Annotated in this window: 10 protein-coding genes; 4 read left to right on the plus strand and 6 right to left on the minus strand. The window is 66.5% G+C overall.

What is annotated here, in order from left to right:
• Position 1: 1 nt before the first annotated feature.
• From AB4120_RS07415 to AB4120_RS07435, 5 genes are all read right to left on the minus strand, one after another.
• On the minus strand, positions 2-400 hold the full coding sequence (locus tag AB4120_RS07415; RefSeq protein WP_149136207.1) for a hypothetical protein: 399 nt from the start codon (positions 398-400) through the stop codon (positions 2-4).
• Between the two features lie 42 nt (positions 401-442).
• A complete protein-coding gene (locus AB4120_RS07420) occupies positions 443-2530 on the minus strand; it encodes a M3 family metallopeptidase (protein WP_441642101.1) in 2088 nt (695 codons plus the stop codon).
• Between the two features lie 132 nt (positions 2531-2662).
• Positions 2663-3517 carry a bifunctional methylenetetrahydrofolate dehydrogenase/methenyltetrahydrofolate cyclohydrolase FolD gene (gene folD / locus AB4120_RS07425; RefSeq protein ID WP_149136205.1) on the minus strand — a complete coding sequence of 285 codons (855 nt, stop codon included), beginning with the start codon at positions 3515-3517 and terminating at the stop codon, positions 2663-2665.
• 260 nt (positions 3518-3777) lie between these two features.
• Complete coding sequence (locus AB4120_RS07430; RefSeq protein ID WP_441642102.1) at positions 3778-4410, minus strand: response regulator transcription factor; 633 nt, start codon at positions 4408-4410, stop codon at positions 3778-3780.
• Positions 4411-4574: 164 nt separating this feature from the next.
• The gene (locus AB4120_RS07435; protein ID WP_392388499.1) at positions 4575-7175 is read right to left on the minus strand and encodes a PAS domain S-box protein; all 2601 of its coding nucleotides are present in this window, start codon (positions 7173-7175) and stop codon (positions 4575-4577) included.
• A gap of 370 nt (positions 7176-7545) precedes the next feature.
• Here AB4120_RS07435 and aceE point away from each other — a divergent pair, with 370 nt between their 5' ends.
• The 4 genes from aceE to lpdA all read left to right on the plus strand — a co-directional run bounded on the left by aceE (position 7546) and on the right by lpdA (position 14689).
• Complete coding sequence (gene aceE / locus AB4120_RS07440; RefSeq protein WP_149136202.1) at positions 7546-10233, plus strand: pyruvate dehydrogenase (acetyl-transferring), homodimeric type; 2688 nt, start codon at positions 7546-7548, stop codon at positions 10231-10233.
• Positions 10234-10413: 180 nt separating this feature from the next.
• Positions 10414-12099: a dihydrolipoyllysine-residue acetyltransferase gene (aceF, locus tag AB4120_RS07445; RefSeq protein WP_441642103.1), complete on the plus strand. Its 1686-nt coding sequence runs from the start codon at positions 10414-10416 to the stop codon at positions 12097-12099.
• Between the two features lie 70 nt (positions 12100-12169).
• Entirely contained in the window at positions 12170-12847 is a 678-nt protein-coding gene (locus AB4120_RS07450) for an MFS transporter (protein ID WP_149136201.1), read from the plus strand.
• Between the two features lie 39 nt (positions 12848-12886).
• Positions 12887-14689, plus strand: a complete 1803-nt coding sequence (gene lpdA, locus AB4120_RS07455; RefSeq protein ID WP_441642104.1) for a dihydrolipoyl dehydrogenase — start codon at positions 12887-12889, stop codon at positions 14687-14689.
• Positions 14690-14753: 64 nt separating this feature from the next.
• Here the strand turns inward: lpdA and AB4120_RS07460 are convergent.
• On the minus strand, positions 14754-14868 hold a 115-nt coding region (locus AB4120_RS07460; protein WP_441592170.1), incomplete at its 5' end, for an IS3 family transposase.

Below are 14868 nucleotides of genomic sequence, written 5' to 3' on the forward strand. Positions count from 1 at the left end.
CTCAGCCACCCAGCAGGTCGCCCTGGTCGAGGATGGCGTAGGCGATTTCCGGATGGGCGTCCATGCTGCGGCGGATGGCGGCGGGAATATTCTGGCGGGTCTTGCGGCACAGGCCCGGGCGGTCGGCCAGTTCGATGCGGAAGCCGCGCGTCGTGCGGACTTCGTTCGTGCTCGGCGTGATGGTCACCTCGATGCCCAGCAATTCGGCCATCCGGGCTTCCATGCGCCGCAGTTCCTCTAGCGTGGCCACCTGCTCCAGCCGTGCCACGAGCTTCTTTTCTTCCTGTTGCGTCAACCGCAGGATGCGGTGGTCGGCCAGGGGGTCATCCAGCAAGACCTCCCGGTTGCAGACGCAAGCGCCCGGCGGACATTCCTGACGAATCGGGAAAGGAAGGTCCATGGCCGGGCGCCTGGTCAGCGAAGCGGGAAGGAGATGTGACGATTACGCCGCCATGCCTCCGTGGCGCAGCAGCGCGTCAATTTGCGGCGCGCGGCCACGGAAGGCCACGAACGATTCCATCGCCGGGCGGCTGCCGCCCACCGACAGGATCTCGCGCCGATACCGCTCACCAGTTGCCGAATCGAGCACGCTGCCGGACAGCTGCCCGGCTTCCTCGAACGCGGCGTAGACGTCGGCGGACAGCACCTCGGCCCACTTGTAGCTGTAGTAGCCGGCCGCGTAGCCGCCCGCGAAGATGTGGCTGAACGTGTTCGGCCAGCGCGACAGCAGCGACTGCGGCACCACGTGCTTGCTGTCGTTGATCTTGCGCGACAGCTCCAGTACCGAGGTCTGGCCCTGCGGGTCATAGTCGGTGTGCAGGTGCATGTCGAACGACGAGTAGACGATCTGGCGCAGCGTCATCATGCCGTTCTGGAAGTTCTTGGCCGCCAGCATCTTGTCGAACAGCGCGCGCGGCAGCGGGGCGCCGGTCTCAACGTGGGCGGTCATCTTCGACAGCACCTCGTATTCCCAGCAGAAGTTCTCCATGAACTGCGACGGCAGTTCCACCGCATCCCACTCCACGCCGTTGATGCCGGACACGCCGAGGTCGCCCACCTGCGTCAGCATGTGGTGCAGGCCGTGGCCGAACTCGTGGAACAGCGTGATGACCTCGTCGTGCGTGAACAGCGCCGGCTTGCCGCCCACGGGCGCCGTGAAATTGCAGGTCAGGTAGGCCACCGGGGTTTGCACGGTGCCGTTGTCGCGCTCCTTGCGGCCGCGCGCGTCGTCCATCCAGGCGCCGCCACGCTTGCCTTCGCGTGCGTAGAGGTCGATGTAGAACTGGGCGAGCAGCGCGCCCTGCGGCGACACCACGCGGAAGAAGCGCACGTCCTTGTGCCAGGTCTGGGCCTCGTCGGGGCGGATGCTGACCGAGAACAGCTTCTCGACCACGCCGAACAGCCCTTCGAGCACCTTCGGCTCCTGGAAATACTGCTTCACTTCGTCGTCCGAGAACGAATAGCGCTGCTGGCGCAGCTTCTCGGAGGCGTAGGCCACGTCCCACGGCTTCAGCTCGGCCAGCCCCAGCTCGGCTGCGGAGAACTGGCGCAGCTCGGCCCAGTCGCGCTCGGCGTAGGGGCGTGCCTTGACGGCCAGTTCGTCGAGGAACTTGAGCACATCGGCCGGCGACTCGGCCATCTTCGGCACGAGCGAGACCTCGCCGTAGTTGTTGTAGCCAAGCATCTGCGCTTCCTCGCGGCGCAGCGTCAGCTGCTCGCGCATGTTGGCGGTGTTGTCCCAGTCGGCCTGGCCGCTGCCGTACTGCGCACCCAGTTCGGAGGCGCGCGTCACGCTCGCTTCGTACATGGTCTGGCGCAGCGCGCGGTCATCGGCGTATTGCAGCACCGGGTAGTAGGACGGGAAGTGCAGGGTGAACTTCCAGCCGGCCTTTTCATCCTTCTGCGCGGCGATCGCGGCGGCTTCCTTCGCATCGGCGGGAATGCCGGCCAGGCGCGACTCGTCTTCTATATAGAGGGCGTAGGCGTTGGTGGCGTCGAGCACGTGGTCCGAGAAGGCCTTGGAAAGCTGGGCCTGCTGCTCCTGGATCTCGGCGAAGCGGGGCTTGCGGTCCTCGGGCAGCTCGGCGCCGCCGAGGCGGAAGCCGCGCAGTTCGTTTTCGAGCAGCTGCTTGCGCGCCGGCGTCAGGCCCGCGAACTCGGGGCCGGTGGCCACGGCCTTGTACTTTTCGAACAGTGCGAGGTTCTGGCCCAGCGACGACCAGAACTCGGTCATGCGCGGCAGGTTGTCGGTGTGGACCTTGCGCAGCTCGGGCGTGTCCGCCACGGCGCTCAGGTGGCCCACCACGCCCCAGGCGCGGCCGAGCGGCTCGGTGGCGGCCTCGAGGGCTTCCACTGCGCTGGTCCAGGTGGCCGGGGTGGCCGGGTCTTCGGCGCGGGCCACGCCGGCCCGTGCGTCGGCCAGCAGCACGTCCAGCGCCGGGCTGATGTGCTCGGGGCGAATCTCGGCAAAGCGGGGCAGGTCGGTAAAGTCGAGCAGGGGATTGGTAGCGCGGTCGTTGTTCACGGTCATGGCGGTTCTCGGTTGGCGAGCCTCGGTCTCTATACGTTCACACGTGCAAGATGAGGCGTCTGCGCGGAAATTTCCAGTTCGACTTTCCTATCGGGCCGATTGGGGGCCGATTAGGCCCCGGCGGCCGGCGGACTACAGGCCGGCTTCGCGCTCGGCGGCTTCGAGGGTGTTGATCAGCAGCATCGTGATCGTCATCGGCCCTACGCCGCCCGGCACCGGTGTGATGTGGCCGGCCACCTCGCGCACGCCGGCGAAGTCCACGTCGCCGCACAGCTTGCCGGCATCGTCACGGTTCATGCCGACGTCGATGACCACGGCGCCCGGCTTGACCATATCGGCGGTAATGATGTTGCGGCGGCCTACGGCAGCCACGATCACGTCGGCCTCGCGCGTATGGGCGGCCAGGTCACGCGTCTTGCTGTTGCAGATTGTCACGGTTGCGCCGGCCTGGAGCAGCAGCATGGCCATTGGCTTGCCGACGATGTTCGAGGCGCCCACCACCACGGCACGCGCGCCGCGCAGCGGGTACTGGATCGATTCCAGCATCTTCATGCACCCATAGGGCGTGCACGGGCGGAACAGCGGGGCGCCGGTCATCAGCGCGCCGGCGTTGGCCACGTGGAAGCCATCCACGTCCTTTTCCGGGGCGATGGCTTCGAGCACCTTGTGGCTGTCGATGTGCTTCGGCAGCGGCAGCTGCACCAGGATGCCGTGGATCTTGGGGTCGTTGTTCAGGGCGTCAATGCGGGCCAGCAGGTCGGCCTCGGACAGATCGGCCGGATAGCGGTCCAGCGACGAGTGGAAACCGTTGTCTTCGCAAGCCTTGACCTTGTTGCGCACATAGACCTGGCTGGCGGGGTCCTCGCCCACGAGCACCACGGCGAGGCCGGGCTGATGACCCTTTTCGGTCAGGCGGGCGGCGCGCTGGGCGGCTTCGGTACGGATTTGTTTGGCAAGGGCGTTGCCGTCGATCAGTTGGGCGGGCATGGGAATCTGCGGGAAAGGCTGGGAAGTCGGGGCCGGGCGGCGCGCGCGTGGCGGCGTCGCGGACAAAGCCGGATTATAAGGGTTTGGCGCCGATCGGCGGGCAGTTGACCGGATGCAGGCTGCGGGTCCGGGAGGATTTGCGGTGGGCATCACGTGCCGAAATTGTGATTTTTGCATTACTTTACCCGGCGACCTCCTGATCGAAGGTCAATAAAAAAACGGCGCCAGGGCGCCGTCTTTCCATTTTCACACCCAGCCGATCAGCTGTTGCGCGACAACGCCAGTCGCAGCAGATCCGCCACGGTGTTCACGTTGAGCTTTTCCATGATGTTGGCGCGGTGCGCCTCCACCGTCTTGATGGAAATGCCCAGGTCGTCGGCGATCTGCTTGTTCAGCCGGCCGGCCACGATGCGCTCCAGCACCTGCTGCTCGCGCGTGGTCAGCTTGCCCAGCAGGTCCTTGGCGGCGCGCTGCTCGCGGGCGGCGGAATGGTCGGTGCGGGCCTTCTGGAGCATGCGCTCCACCAGCGCGCGCAGCGCGGATTCGTCGAACGGCTTCTCGATGAAGTCGATCGCGCCGCGCTTCATCGTGGATACCGCCATCGGCACGTCGCCGTGGCCGGTGATGAACACGATGGGAATGTCGATGTGCTCGGCCAGCATGCGTTCCTGCAGTTCCGGGCCGCTCATGCCGGGCATGCGCACGTCCAGGATCAGGCACGATACCTGGCCGGCATCGTAAGCGGACAGGAACTGCTCGGCGCTGTTGAAGCTGCGCACCTGGTAGCCATTGCCCTCCAGCAGCCAGGTCAGCGAGTCGCGCATGGCTTCATCGTCATCAACGATGAACACGGTCTCGCCACGATGCGGAGTGGGGCTGGGCGTTACGGTCATGAAGTCTCCTGGGGCAAATTCGTTAACGACCAAGTCGTTTGCAACTAAGTGTAACCGCCTGGCGGCGTGCGCAACACTACCCGGTCGAGTGGCAGATCTGCGGCGACCCACCCAAGCCCCGCGGCGGAGGGTCTCATCGCGTCTGTCTCACCGGGGTGCCCGGGCTATTGCTCGGGGAGCGCAGGCTGCAGCGGCAACGTGATTTTAAACGTACAGCCGATCCCGTCCACATTGTTTTCCACCCAGAGCCGGCCCTGGTGGGATTCAATGATCGAGCGGCAGATGTTCAGGCCCATGCCCATGCCGTCGGACTTGGTGCTGAAGAATGGCTCGAACAGCCGTTCCTTGGTGGCTTCGTCCACGCCCGGGCCCTGGTCGATCACGTCGATGCAGACGCACTGGCCGAACTCCACCGGCTCGATGCGCGCATGCAGGCGCACCACGCCGGCGGCGCGCATGGCGGGCAGCCCGGCCATGGCCTCCACGGCATTCTTGAGCAGGTTCACCAGCACCTGCTCGATCAGCACCGGATCCACATATAGCAGCAGCGGCGGGGCGGGCAGGCGGGTGAGGATGGTCACGCGGCGGCGCGTGGCTTCCAGGTCGGCGAGGCCCACGGCGTCAGCCACGATGTCATGGAGGGACGCCTCGCGCCGCTGCGGCTGGCTGCGCTTCACGAACCCGCGGATGCGGCTGATGATGGTGCCCGCCCGCACGGCCTGCGCCGACGTCTTCTCGAGCACCGGAATCAGGTCTTCCGGCGTGCTGCGCCCCGAATGGAGCCGCGCCACGGCACCCATGCAGTAATTGTTGATGGCCGCCAGCGGCTGGTTCAACTCGTGCGCCAGCGACGACGCCATCTCGCCCATCGTGGTCAGCCGGCTGGTGAACTGGAGCCGTTCCTCGTGCTGGCGCGCCATTTCCTCGGCGGCCTTGCGCACCGTGATGTCGGTGGCGATCTGCATCTGCGCCAGGTGGCCGTCCACCCACTGGATATAGCGGCGGCGCACTTCGAACCACTTCTGCATGTCCGGCACGAAGACCTCGCGCGCGTCGGACGCGTACGGCATCAACTCCGAGGCCGGCAGGCCGGCGTAGGCATCGACATAGTCGGTGTTGTCGCTCGACATCTGCTCGCGGTCGAAGTCATCGCCGGCCAGCTTCAGGTGCCCCTCGGCCTCCCAGCCGAACAGCTGCCGGTAGTAGCGGTTGGCGAACAGCAGCTCGGCCTTGTCGGTGGCCAGTACGGACACGGCGGCGTCCAGGCTTTCCAGCACGGTCGTGAAGCGGTCGTGCGCGGCGGCCAGTTCCTCGCGGGCACGCTTGGGCTCGGTGATGTCCGTCATCGAACTCATCCAGCCCGTATGGCGGCCCCGGCTGTCCACCAGCGGCGAGACGTACATCCGTGCAAAGAAGCTGCTGCCGTCGCGGCGCATCACGCGCATCTCGTAGCCGGTGGCGGGGGACTTGCCCTGCAGCGTCAGGTCGATCTGCTTCTGCATCTCCTGCTGGTCGTTGGGCGGCCAGTAGGGGAACGGCGGCACGCGGCCGACCAGGGCGCCCTCGGTCCAGCCCGTCATGCGGCAGAAGGCGGGGTTTACATAGGTGATGCGGCCGTTCAGGTCGAGCGCGCGCAGGCCGATCAGCATCGAGTTTTCCATCGCCCGGCGGAACGAGGTCTCGGCCAGCAGGGCGCGCTGCGCCTCGGAGCGGCGGCTGGTGTGCCGCCACATGCTCCACAGGCTCCAGAGCAGGAAGCAGGACAGGCCCACCACCAGCCACAGCAGCATGTTGTTAGGCAGGTTCGACGGCGGCGGGTAGGCATCCGCGCGCAGCGAAAGCGAGTGCCCAGGTGGATCAAGCAGCACTTCGTAGGACAGCGCATTGCCCGGCACGGGCCGCAGCGACGTGCTCGCGCGCGTCTGGTTGTTCTTGTCGATCAGCGAGAAGCGGTAGCGCTCCGTCAGTTCGGGCGGCAGCAGGTGGGTCAGGATGCCGTTGATCGAATAGAGCGCGCCCAGGGTGCCGAGGAACTCGTTGTCCCGCACGATCGGCACTTCCATCAGCATGAAGCTGTCGCCGCGCTCGTTCATCAGCGGGCGGGAATAGACCACGCGCTGGGTCTCGCGGGCGGCGTCGAAGGTATCGAGGACTTCCGGCTCCAGCGGATGGTCGACGGTCTCGCGCAACCGGCCGGCGAACTCCGAGGTGGACGGCAGCGACCAGCGACCGCGCCGCGTGGCATCGAGCCAGTTCACAAAGACGATTTCCGGGTTCTCTCGCAAGATCTCCTGCGCGGCCGTGCGATAGGCTCCCTGGTCCAACTGCGCTGCGGCGATGTCGCGCGCCAGCGAGGCCAGTTGGTCCTGGTTGCTCAGCAGCGAGAGCCGCACGCGCTGCTGCGCCCAGGCGGCGTCGCGGTACAGCGCGTCGCGCTGTTGCTGGCGTTCCGTCTCATGCAGCGACCACAGGATGACGCCCATCGCCACGGTGAAGAGCACAATGGCCACGAGCGGGATGAACATGAACCAGCTCGTCGCCACAAGGTTGCGCCAGCGCAGCCACCAGAGCCGGCGCGGCGCGGCGGCGAACGGGCCGTCGGCCTCATGGGCGTCGGCGCCGTCGTGCGCTACGTCGTCATGGGGATCGCCGTCGCGTCCGGCGTGGGCCGCGTGCTGGGCGGCGTGGTGCGCGGCGTGGTGCGCGGCGGCAGACGCTTCCACCGTGGCCGGGGTCGCGGCCCCGGAGGGATTGGGGGGAAGCATGGCCGTGCGCAGGCCGGAGAGGAGTCGTTGGAGGAACTGCATAAGGGATTGACGGCTGACCGGCCAGTGTATAGCGATTATTGCGGTGCGTCGCTTGGGGAAAGCGCCTATGCGGCACCTGCTCAAGTTTGCGCGGATCGTGTCCCGGGCAGGGCTCGCGAGGAAGCGGCGTCCGCTCGACGCCCGGGCGCCGCAGGCCTGCGGCGTGCAGTCTCTGGTGCACCGCCGCAATATTTCACATTATAAGAAACGAATCCGTAATCTGAAAATTTCGCTTGTCAGCCTCTGCTGTGCTTCCATAGAATCGCTTCGACCAGACAATGCGGGCGGGTCTCGTGCGCTCGCCAGGAATTCACCAGGAGACAGTCTCATGTCAGCCGTACCAGAGCAGATTCTCGGCGCGAGCAGCGCCAACGACGCCGATCCCCAGGAAACGCATGAATGGCTGGATGCCCTGCAGGGCGTGCTGGCGGCCGAAGGTGCAGATCGCGCCGCTTTCCTGATCGAGAAGCAGATCGAATACGCACGCGTGAATGGCGTGACCCAGCCGTTCCACGCCGAGACGCAGTACATCAACACCATTCCGGTGGAGCAGCAGGCCCGCATTCCAGGCGACCAGGATATCGAGCACCGCATCCGCTCGTACACGCGCTGGAACGCGATGGCCATGGTGCTGCGCGCCAACAAGCACACCAACGTGGGCGGCCATATCTCGTCGTTCGCGTCGGCCGCCACGCTCTATGACGTGGGCTACAACCACTTCTGGCGCGCCCCGTCCGAGCAGAGCGGCGGCGATCTCGTCTTCGTGCAGGGCCACTCGGCGCCGGGTGTGTACTCGCGCGCGTTCCTGCTGGGCCGCCTGACCACCGAGCAGCTCGACAACTTCCGCCAGGAAGTGGACGGCAAGGGCATTTCGTCGTACCCCCACCCGTGGCTGATGCCGGACTTCTGGCAGTTCCCCACCGTGTCGATGGGCCTGGGCCCGATCATGGCGATCTACCAGGCGCGCTTCATGAAGTACCTGGACAGCCGCGGCCTGGCCAAGGCCGGCGACCGCAAGGTCTGGGCCTTCCTGGGCGACGGCGAGACCGACGAGCCGGAATCGCTCGGCGCGATCGGCATGGCCGGCCGCGAGAAGCTGGACAACCTCGTTTTCGTGATCAACTGCAACCTGCAGCGCCTGGACGGCCCGGTGCGCGGCAACGGCAAGATCATCCAGGAACTGGAATCGGAATTCCGCGGTTCGGGCTGGAACGTGATCAAGGTGGTCTGGGGCAGCCGCTGGGACCAGCTGCTGGCACGCGACACCAAGGGCCTGCTGATGAAACGCATGATGGAGTGCGTGGACGGCGAGTACCAGACCTTCAAGGCCAAGGACGGCGCCTACGTGCGCGAGTTCTTCTTCAACACGCCGGAGCTGAAGGCCATGGTGGCCGACTGGTCCGACGACGACATCTGGCGCCTGAACCGTGGCGGCCATGACCCGCACAAGATCTACGCCGCCTACAAGGCCGCCAGCGAGCACAAGGGCCAGCCGACGCTGATCCTGGCCAAGACCATCAAGGGCTATGGCATGGGCGATGCCGGCCAGGCCATGAACGTGGCCCACCAGCAGAAGAAGATGCCGGTGGACGCGATCCGCAAGTTCCGCGACCAGTTCAACATCCCGGTGTCGGACGACAAGATCGAGGAAGTGCCGTACCTGACCTTCGAGGATGGCTCGAAGGAACTGGAATACATGCGCGCGCGCCGCATGGAGCTGGGCGGCTACCTGCCCAGCCGCCGCCTGAAGGCGGAAGCGCTGCCGGTGCCCGAGCTGGCCGCGTTCGACGCGCTGCTCAAGGCCACGGGCGAAGGCCGCGAGGTCTCCACGACCATGGCCTTCGTGCGGATCCTGAACACGCTGCTCAAGGACAAGAAGATCGGCAAGCACGTGGTGCCCATCGTGCCCGACGAGTCGCGCACGTTCGGCATGGAAGGCCTGTTCCGCCAGGTCGGCATCTGGAACCAGGAAGGCCAGAAGTACGTGCCGCAGGATCACGACCAGCTGATGTTCTACAAGGAATCGCAGACTGGCCAGGTGCTGCAGGAAGGCATCAACGAAGCCGGCGCCATGTGCGACTGGATTGCCGCCGCCACGTCGTACTCGACGCACGGCGTGCAGATGATCCCGTTCTACATCTACTACTCGATGTTCGGCATCCAGCGTATCGGCGACCTGTGCTGGGCCGCTGCCGACATGCGCTCGCGCGGCTTCCTGCTGGGCGGCACCTCGGGCCGGACCACGCTGAACGGCGAGGGCCTGCAGCACGAGGACGGCCATTCGCACGTGTTCCATGCCGTGATCCCGAACTGCATCTCGTATGACCCGACGTTCCAGTACGAACTCGCCGTGATCATGCAGGACGGCATGCGCCGCATGTACGCCGAACAGGAAGATATCTATTACTACCTGACGGTGATGAACGAGAACTACGAGCATCCGGAAATGCCGGTTGGCGTGGAACGCGACATCGTCCAGGGCATGTACCAGTTCCGCAAGGGTGTGGAGAACAGCAACGCGCCGCGCGTGCAGCTGCTGGGTTCGGGCACGATCTTCCGCGAGGTGATCGCCGCCGCCGACCTGCTGAAGAAGGACTGGGGCGTGGAGTCGGACCTGTGGAGCTGCCCGAGCTTTACCGAGCTGGCCCGCGAAGGCAATGCCGCCGAGCGCCACAACCTGCTGCACCCCACCGAGACGCCGCGCGAGTCGTTCGTCGCCCAGAAGCTCAAGGGCGTGCGCGGCCCGGTGATTGCCTCCACCGACTACATCCGCGCGTTTGCCGAGCAGATCCGTCCGTTCGTGCCGCGCCGCTACGTGGTGCTGGGCACCGACGGCTTCGGCCGCTCGGATACCCGCGAGAAGCTGCGCCACTTCTTCGAGGTGGATCGCCACTGGGTCACGCTGGCCGCGCTGAAGGCGCTGGCCGACGAAGGTGCGATCGGTCGTGAAAAGGTCGCCGAGGCGATCAAGAAGTACAACCTCGACCCGAGCAAGCCGAACCCGATGTCGGTCTGATTCCCGGACTTACACGCCTGAACCCCCCGCAGTGCGGCACCCGCCGCGCCGCGGGCGCCCCCGGCTGGCCCGGCGGCGCCTTGCGGCGTGGCAACGTGACAGAAGCGTGAGGCGAGAGTAACCTCGCCGAGCGTTTGTCGTGTGTAGACGCGAGTGCCGGCTGCCCAGGAGAGACACTGAATGAGTCAAGCGATTGAAATCAAGGTGCCGGATATCGGCGACTACGACGCCGTACCCGTCATCGAAGTGCACGTGAAGCCGGGCGATACCATCAACGCGGAAGACGCGCTGGTGACGCTGGAGTCGGACAAGGCGACCATGGACGTGCCCAGCCCGCAGGCCGGCACCGTCAAGGAAGTCCGCATCAAGGTAGGCGACAACGTGGCCGAAGGCTCGGTGCTGGTGATGCTGGAACCGGCAGGTGCCGGCGCCGCCGCACCTGCCCCGGCCCCCGCTGCCGCGCCGGCCCCCGCTCCGGCGGCGGCTCCGGCCCCTGCACCCGCGCCCGCTCCCGCAGCGGCCCCGGCGCCCGCGCCGGCTGCTGGCGGAGGCGGTGGCGGTCTCGTGGAAGTCAAGGTGCCGGACATCGGCGACTACGACGCCGTGCCGGTGATCGACATCCACGTGAAGGTGGGCGACACGATCCACGCGGAAGACGCGCTGGTCACGCTGGAATCGGACAAGGCGACCATGGACGTGCCCAGCCCGCAGGCCGGCACCGTCAAGGAAATCAAGATCAAGGTTGGCGACAACGTGGCCGAAGGCACGCTGATCGTGGTGCTGGAAGCCGCTGGCGCAGCCGGCGCTGCTGCGGCCCCGGCCGCCGCCCCGGCACCGGCTCCGGCTGCTGCCGCGCCTGCTCCGGCGCCCGCCGCTGCTGCGGCGCCGGCTCCCGCTCCGGCAACCTCGGCACCCGCCCCGGCCGCCCAGGGCGTAACCGGCAAGGCCGCCCACGCCAGCCCGTCCGTGCGCAAGTTCGCGCGTGAACTGGGTGTGGACGTGTCGCGCGTACCCGGTACCGGTCCGAAGGGCCGTATCACGCAGGAAGACGTGCAGGGCTTCGTCAAGGGCGTGATGAGCGGCCAGACCGCCGCGCCGGCCGCAGCGGCCGCCGCCGGTGGCTCGGGCGTTGGCCTGGACCTGCTGCCGTGGCCGAAGGTGGACTTCACGCGCTTTGGTGAAGTGGAGAACAAGCCGCTTTCGCGCATCAAGAAGATCTCGGGCGCCAACCTGCATCGCAACTGGGTCATGATCCCGCACGTCACGAACTGCGACGAAGCGGATATCACCGACCTCGAAGCCTTCCGCGTGCAGCTGAACAAGGAAAACGAGAAGTCGGGCGTCAAGGTGACCATGCTGGCCTTCATGATCAAGGCCACCGTGGCGGCGCTGAAGAAGTTCCCGAACTTCAATGCCTCGCTGGACGGCGACAACCTGGTGCTGAAGAAGTACTTCAACATCGGCTTCGCGGCGGACACCCCCAACGGCCTGGTCGTGCCGGTCATCAAGAACGCTGACCGCAAGGGCGTGCTCGAGATCAGCCAGGAAATGGGCGAACTCGCCAAGCTGGCCCGCGAAGGCAAGCTGAAGCCGGACCAGATGCAGGGCGGCTGCTTCTCGATCTCGTCGCTGGGCGGCCTGGGCGGCACGTACTTCACGCCGATCATCAACGCGCCGGAAGTGGCCATCATGGGCGTGTGCAAGTCGTACATGAAGCCGGTCTGGGACGGCAAGCAGTTTGCGCCGCGCCTGACGCTGCCGCTGTCGTTGTCGTGGGACCACCGCGTCATCGACGGCGCCGAGGCGGCCCGCTTCAACACGTACTTCGCCCAGCTGCTGGCGGACTTCCGCCGGATTCTGCTGTAAGCACGGCCCACGCGCGCGCCGGCGGCCTCGGTTGCCGGCGCGTGCCTGTACGAACTGCAAGGGGCGAGCCATGACGACGTGCGTAGTCGTAAGGAAGGGCGCCGAAGTAGCCATCGCGGCGGACGCGCTGGTCACGTTCGGCGACACGCGGCTGTCGCGTGCCTACGAGCGGAACCAGAAGGTGTTCCCGGTGGGCGAGAGCTTCGTCGCGCTGGCCGGCACCACCGCGCACTTCCCGGTGATGCGGGCGCTGCTGACTGGCATGGGCGACGAATGCCGGCTGCTGACCCGCGACGACGTGTTCCGAACCTTCCTCAAGGTGCATGAAAAGCTCAAGACCGAGTACTTCATCAACACCAAGGAAGACGAGGACGATCCGTACGAGTCGTCGCAGATCGTCTGCCTGATCGCCAATCCGGGCGGCATCTTCGGCGTCTATTCCTACCGCGAGGTGTTCGCGTTCGACCGGTTCTGGGGCATTGGCTCGGGGCGCAACTATGCGCTCGGGGCCATGCACGCGGTCTACGACCGGCCCGGCATTGGCGCCGGGGAGATTGCGCGGATCGGCGTGGACGCAGGCGTGGAGTTCGACAAGAGTTCGGCAGGTCCCATCGACGTGCATACCGTGCGGCTGCAGGCGCAGCCGGCACCCGCGCCGGTACCGGATGGCCCTGGTGGTGCAAAGGGTGCAGAGGGTGCAGAGGGTGCGGATGGCGGGGCGGCAACCAACAACGACGGCGCGGCCTGAGCCCCAGGCGGGCAGGGCGCGCATCCCAGGAGGAAAAGCATGAGTGTGATCGAAGTCAAGGTGCCGGATATCGGCGATTTCGACGCGGTGGAAGTGATCGAAGTACTGGTCAAGGCCGGCGATACGGTCGAGGAAGAGCAGTCGCTGATCGTGCTGGAGTCCGACAAGGCCAGCATGGACGTGCCGTCGTCATCGGCCGGCAAGGTCGTGGACGTGAAGGTCAAGGTGGGCGACAAGGTGGCCAAGGGCACGGTGATCTGCACCGTGGAAGCCGGCGCCGCTGCCGCCGCTACCCCCGCCCCGGCCGCTGCCCCCGCCGCGGCTGCTGCGGCGGCCCCCGTTGCCGCCCCCGCACCGAAGGCCGCTCCGGCCCCGGTGCCGGCCGCCGCCACGCATGCCGGCAGCGCCGACATCCAGTGCGACATGCTCGTGCTGGGCGCCGGCCCCGGCGGCTACTCGGCCGCGTTCCGCTCGGCGGACCTCGGCATGAACACCGTGCTGGTGGAACGCTACGGCTCGCTCGGCGGCGTCTGCCTGAACGTGGGCTGCATCCCGTCGAAGGCGCTGCTGCACAACGCGGCCGTGATCGACGAGGCCAAGGCGCTGGCCGCGCACGGCATCCTGTTCGGCGAAGCCAAGATCGATCTGGACGGCCTGCGCCACTACAAGGAAACCGTGGTCGGCAAGCTGACCGGCGGTCTGGCCGGCATGGCCCGCGCGCGCAAGGTGCAGGTGGTGCGCGGCATCGGCACGTTCCTGGATCCGCATCACCTTGAGGTGCAGGAAACCGAAGGTGATGCCAAGGCCACAACGGGCAAGAAGACGGTGATCCGCTTCGAGAAGGCGATCATCGCCGCCGGCAGCCAGGCCGTGAAGCTGCCGTTCGTGCCCGAGGACCCGCGCATCGTCGATTCGACTGGCGCGCTGGAACTGCCGGACATCCCCAACAAGATGCTGGTGATCGGCGGCGGCATCATCGGGCTGGAAATGGCCACGGTGTACAGCACGCTCGGCGCGCGCATCGACGTGGTGGAAATGCTCGACGGCCTGATGCAGGGCGCGGACCGCGACCTGGTCAAGGTTTGGGACAAGATGAACAAGCATCGCTTCGACAGCGTGATGCTGAAGACCAAGACCGTGGGCGTGGAAGCCAAGCCGGACGGCATCTACGTGAAGTTCGAGGGCGAAGCCGCGCCGGCCGAGCCGCAGCGCTACGACCTGGTGCTGGTGTCGGTCGGCCGTGTGCCGAATGGCAAGAAGATCGGCGCCGAAAAGGCTGGTGTGACGGTGACCGACCGCGGCTTTATCGAGGTGGACAACCAGCTGCGCACGAACGTGCCACATATCTTCGCCATCGGCGACATCGTCGGCCAGCCGATGCTGGCGCACAAGGCGGTGCATGAGGCACACGTGGCAGCCGAGGCCGCGCACGGCGAGAAGGCTTACTTCGACGTCAAGCAGATCCCGTCGGTGGCCTACACCGATCCGGAAGTGGCCTGGGCCGGCCTGACCGAGGAGCAGTGCAAGGCGCAGGGCATCAAGTACAGCAAGGGCACGTTCCCGTGGGCCGCCTCGGGCCGCGCCATCGCCAATGGCCGCGACGAGGGCTTCACCAAGCTGATTTTCGACGAGGAAACGCACCGGATCATCGGCGGCGGCATCGTGGGCACCCATGCGGGCGACCTGATCAGCGAAGTGTGCCTGGCCATCGAGATGGGCGCCGATGCCGTCGATATCGGCAAGACGATCCACCCGCACCCGACGCTGGGCGAGTCGATCGGCATGGCTGCCGAGATCTACGAAGGGGTCTGCACCGACGTGCCGCCGCCGCGCAAGCGCTAAGCTTCGGCCGCAACGAGAAAGCCCGCCATCCTGAACTGACCCCCAGAAGTTGGACGGTTGATGGCTAGGCCGGAAAGGGCTGAGTCCTGTATTGCACGGGACTCAGCCCTTTTAGTTTGAGCTTGATGCGGTCATGATTGTAGTAGTGAATGTATTGGCGCAGTCCATCCTGCAGTTGC

This window comes from Cupriavidus sp. 2KB_3, from assembly GCF_052115685.1.
Classification (GTDB): Bacteria; Pseudomonadota; Gammaproteobacteria; order Burkholderiales; family Burkholderiaceae; genus Cupriavidus; species Cupriavidus campinensis.

Bases quoted from the DNA above. Each gene is read 5' to 3' on its own strand.
- AB4120_RS07415 (WP_149136207.1), bottom strand. From the start codon at position 400: ATGGACCTTCCTTTCCCGATTCGTCAGGAATGTCCGCCGGGCGCTTGC.
- AB4120_RS07420 (WP_441642101.1), bottom strand. From the start codon at position 2,530: ATGACCGTGAACAACGACCGCGCTACCAATCCCCTGCTCGACTTTACC.
- folD (WP_149136205.1), bottom strand. From the start codon at position 3,517: ATGCCCGCCCAACTGATCGACGGCAACGCCCTTGCCAAACAAATCCGT.
- AB4120_RS07430 (WP_441642102.1), bottom strand. From the start codon at position 4,410: ATGACCGTAACGCCCAGCCCCACTCCGCATCGTGGCGAGACCGTGTTC.
- AB4120_RS07435 (WP_392388499.1), bottom strand. From the start codon at position 7,175: ATGCTTCCCCCCAATCCCTCCGGGGCCGCGACCCCGGCCACGGTGGAA.
- aceE (WP_149136202.1), top strand. From the start codon at position 7,546: ATGTCAGCCGTACCAGAGCAGATTCTCGGCGCGAGCAGCGCCAACGAC.
- aceF (WP_441642103.1), top strand. From the start codon at position 10,414: ATGAGTCAAGCGATTGAAATCAAGGTGCCGGATATCGGCGACTACGAC.
- AB4120_RS07450 (WP_149136201.1), top strand. From the start codon at position 12,170: ATGACGACGTGCGTAGTCGTAAGGAAGGGCGCCGAAGTAGCCATCGCG.
- lpdA (WP_441642104.1), top strand. From the start codon at position 12,887: ATGAGTGTGATCGAAGTCAAGGTGCCGGATATCGGCGATTTCGACGCG.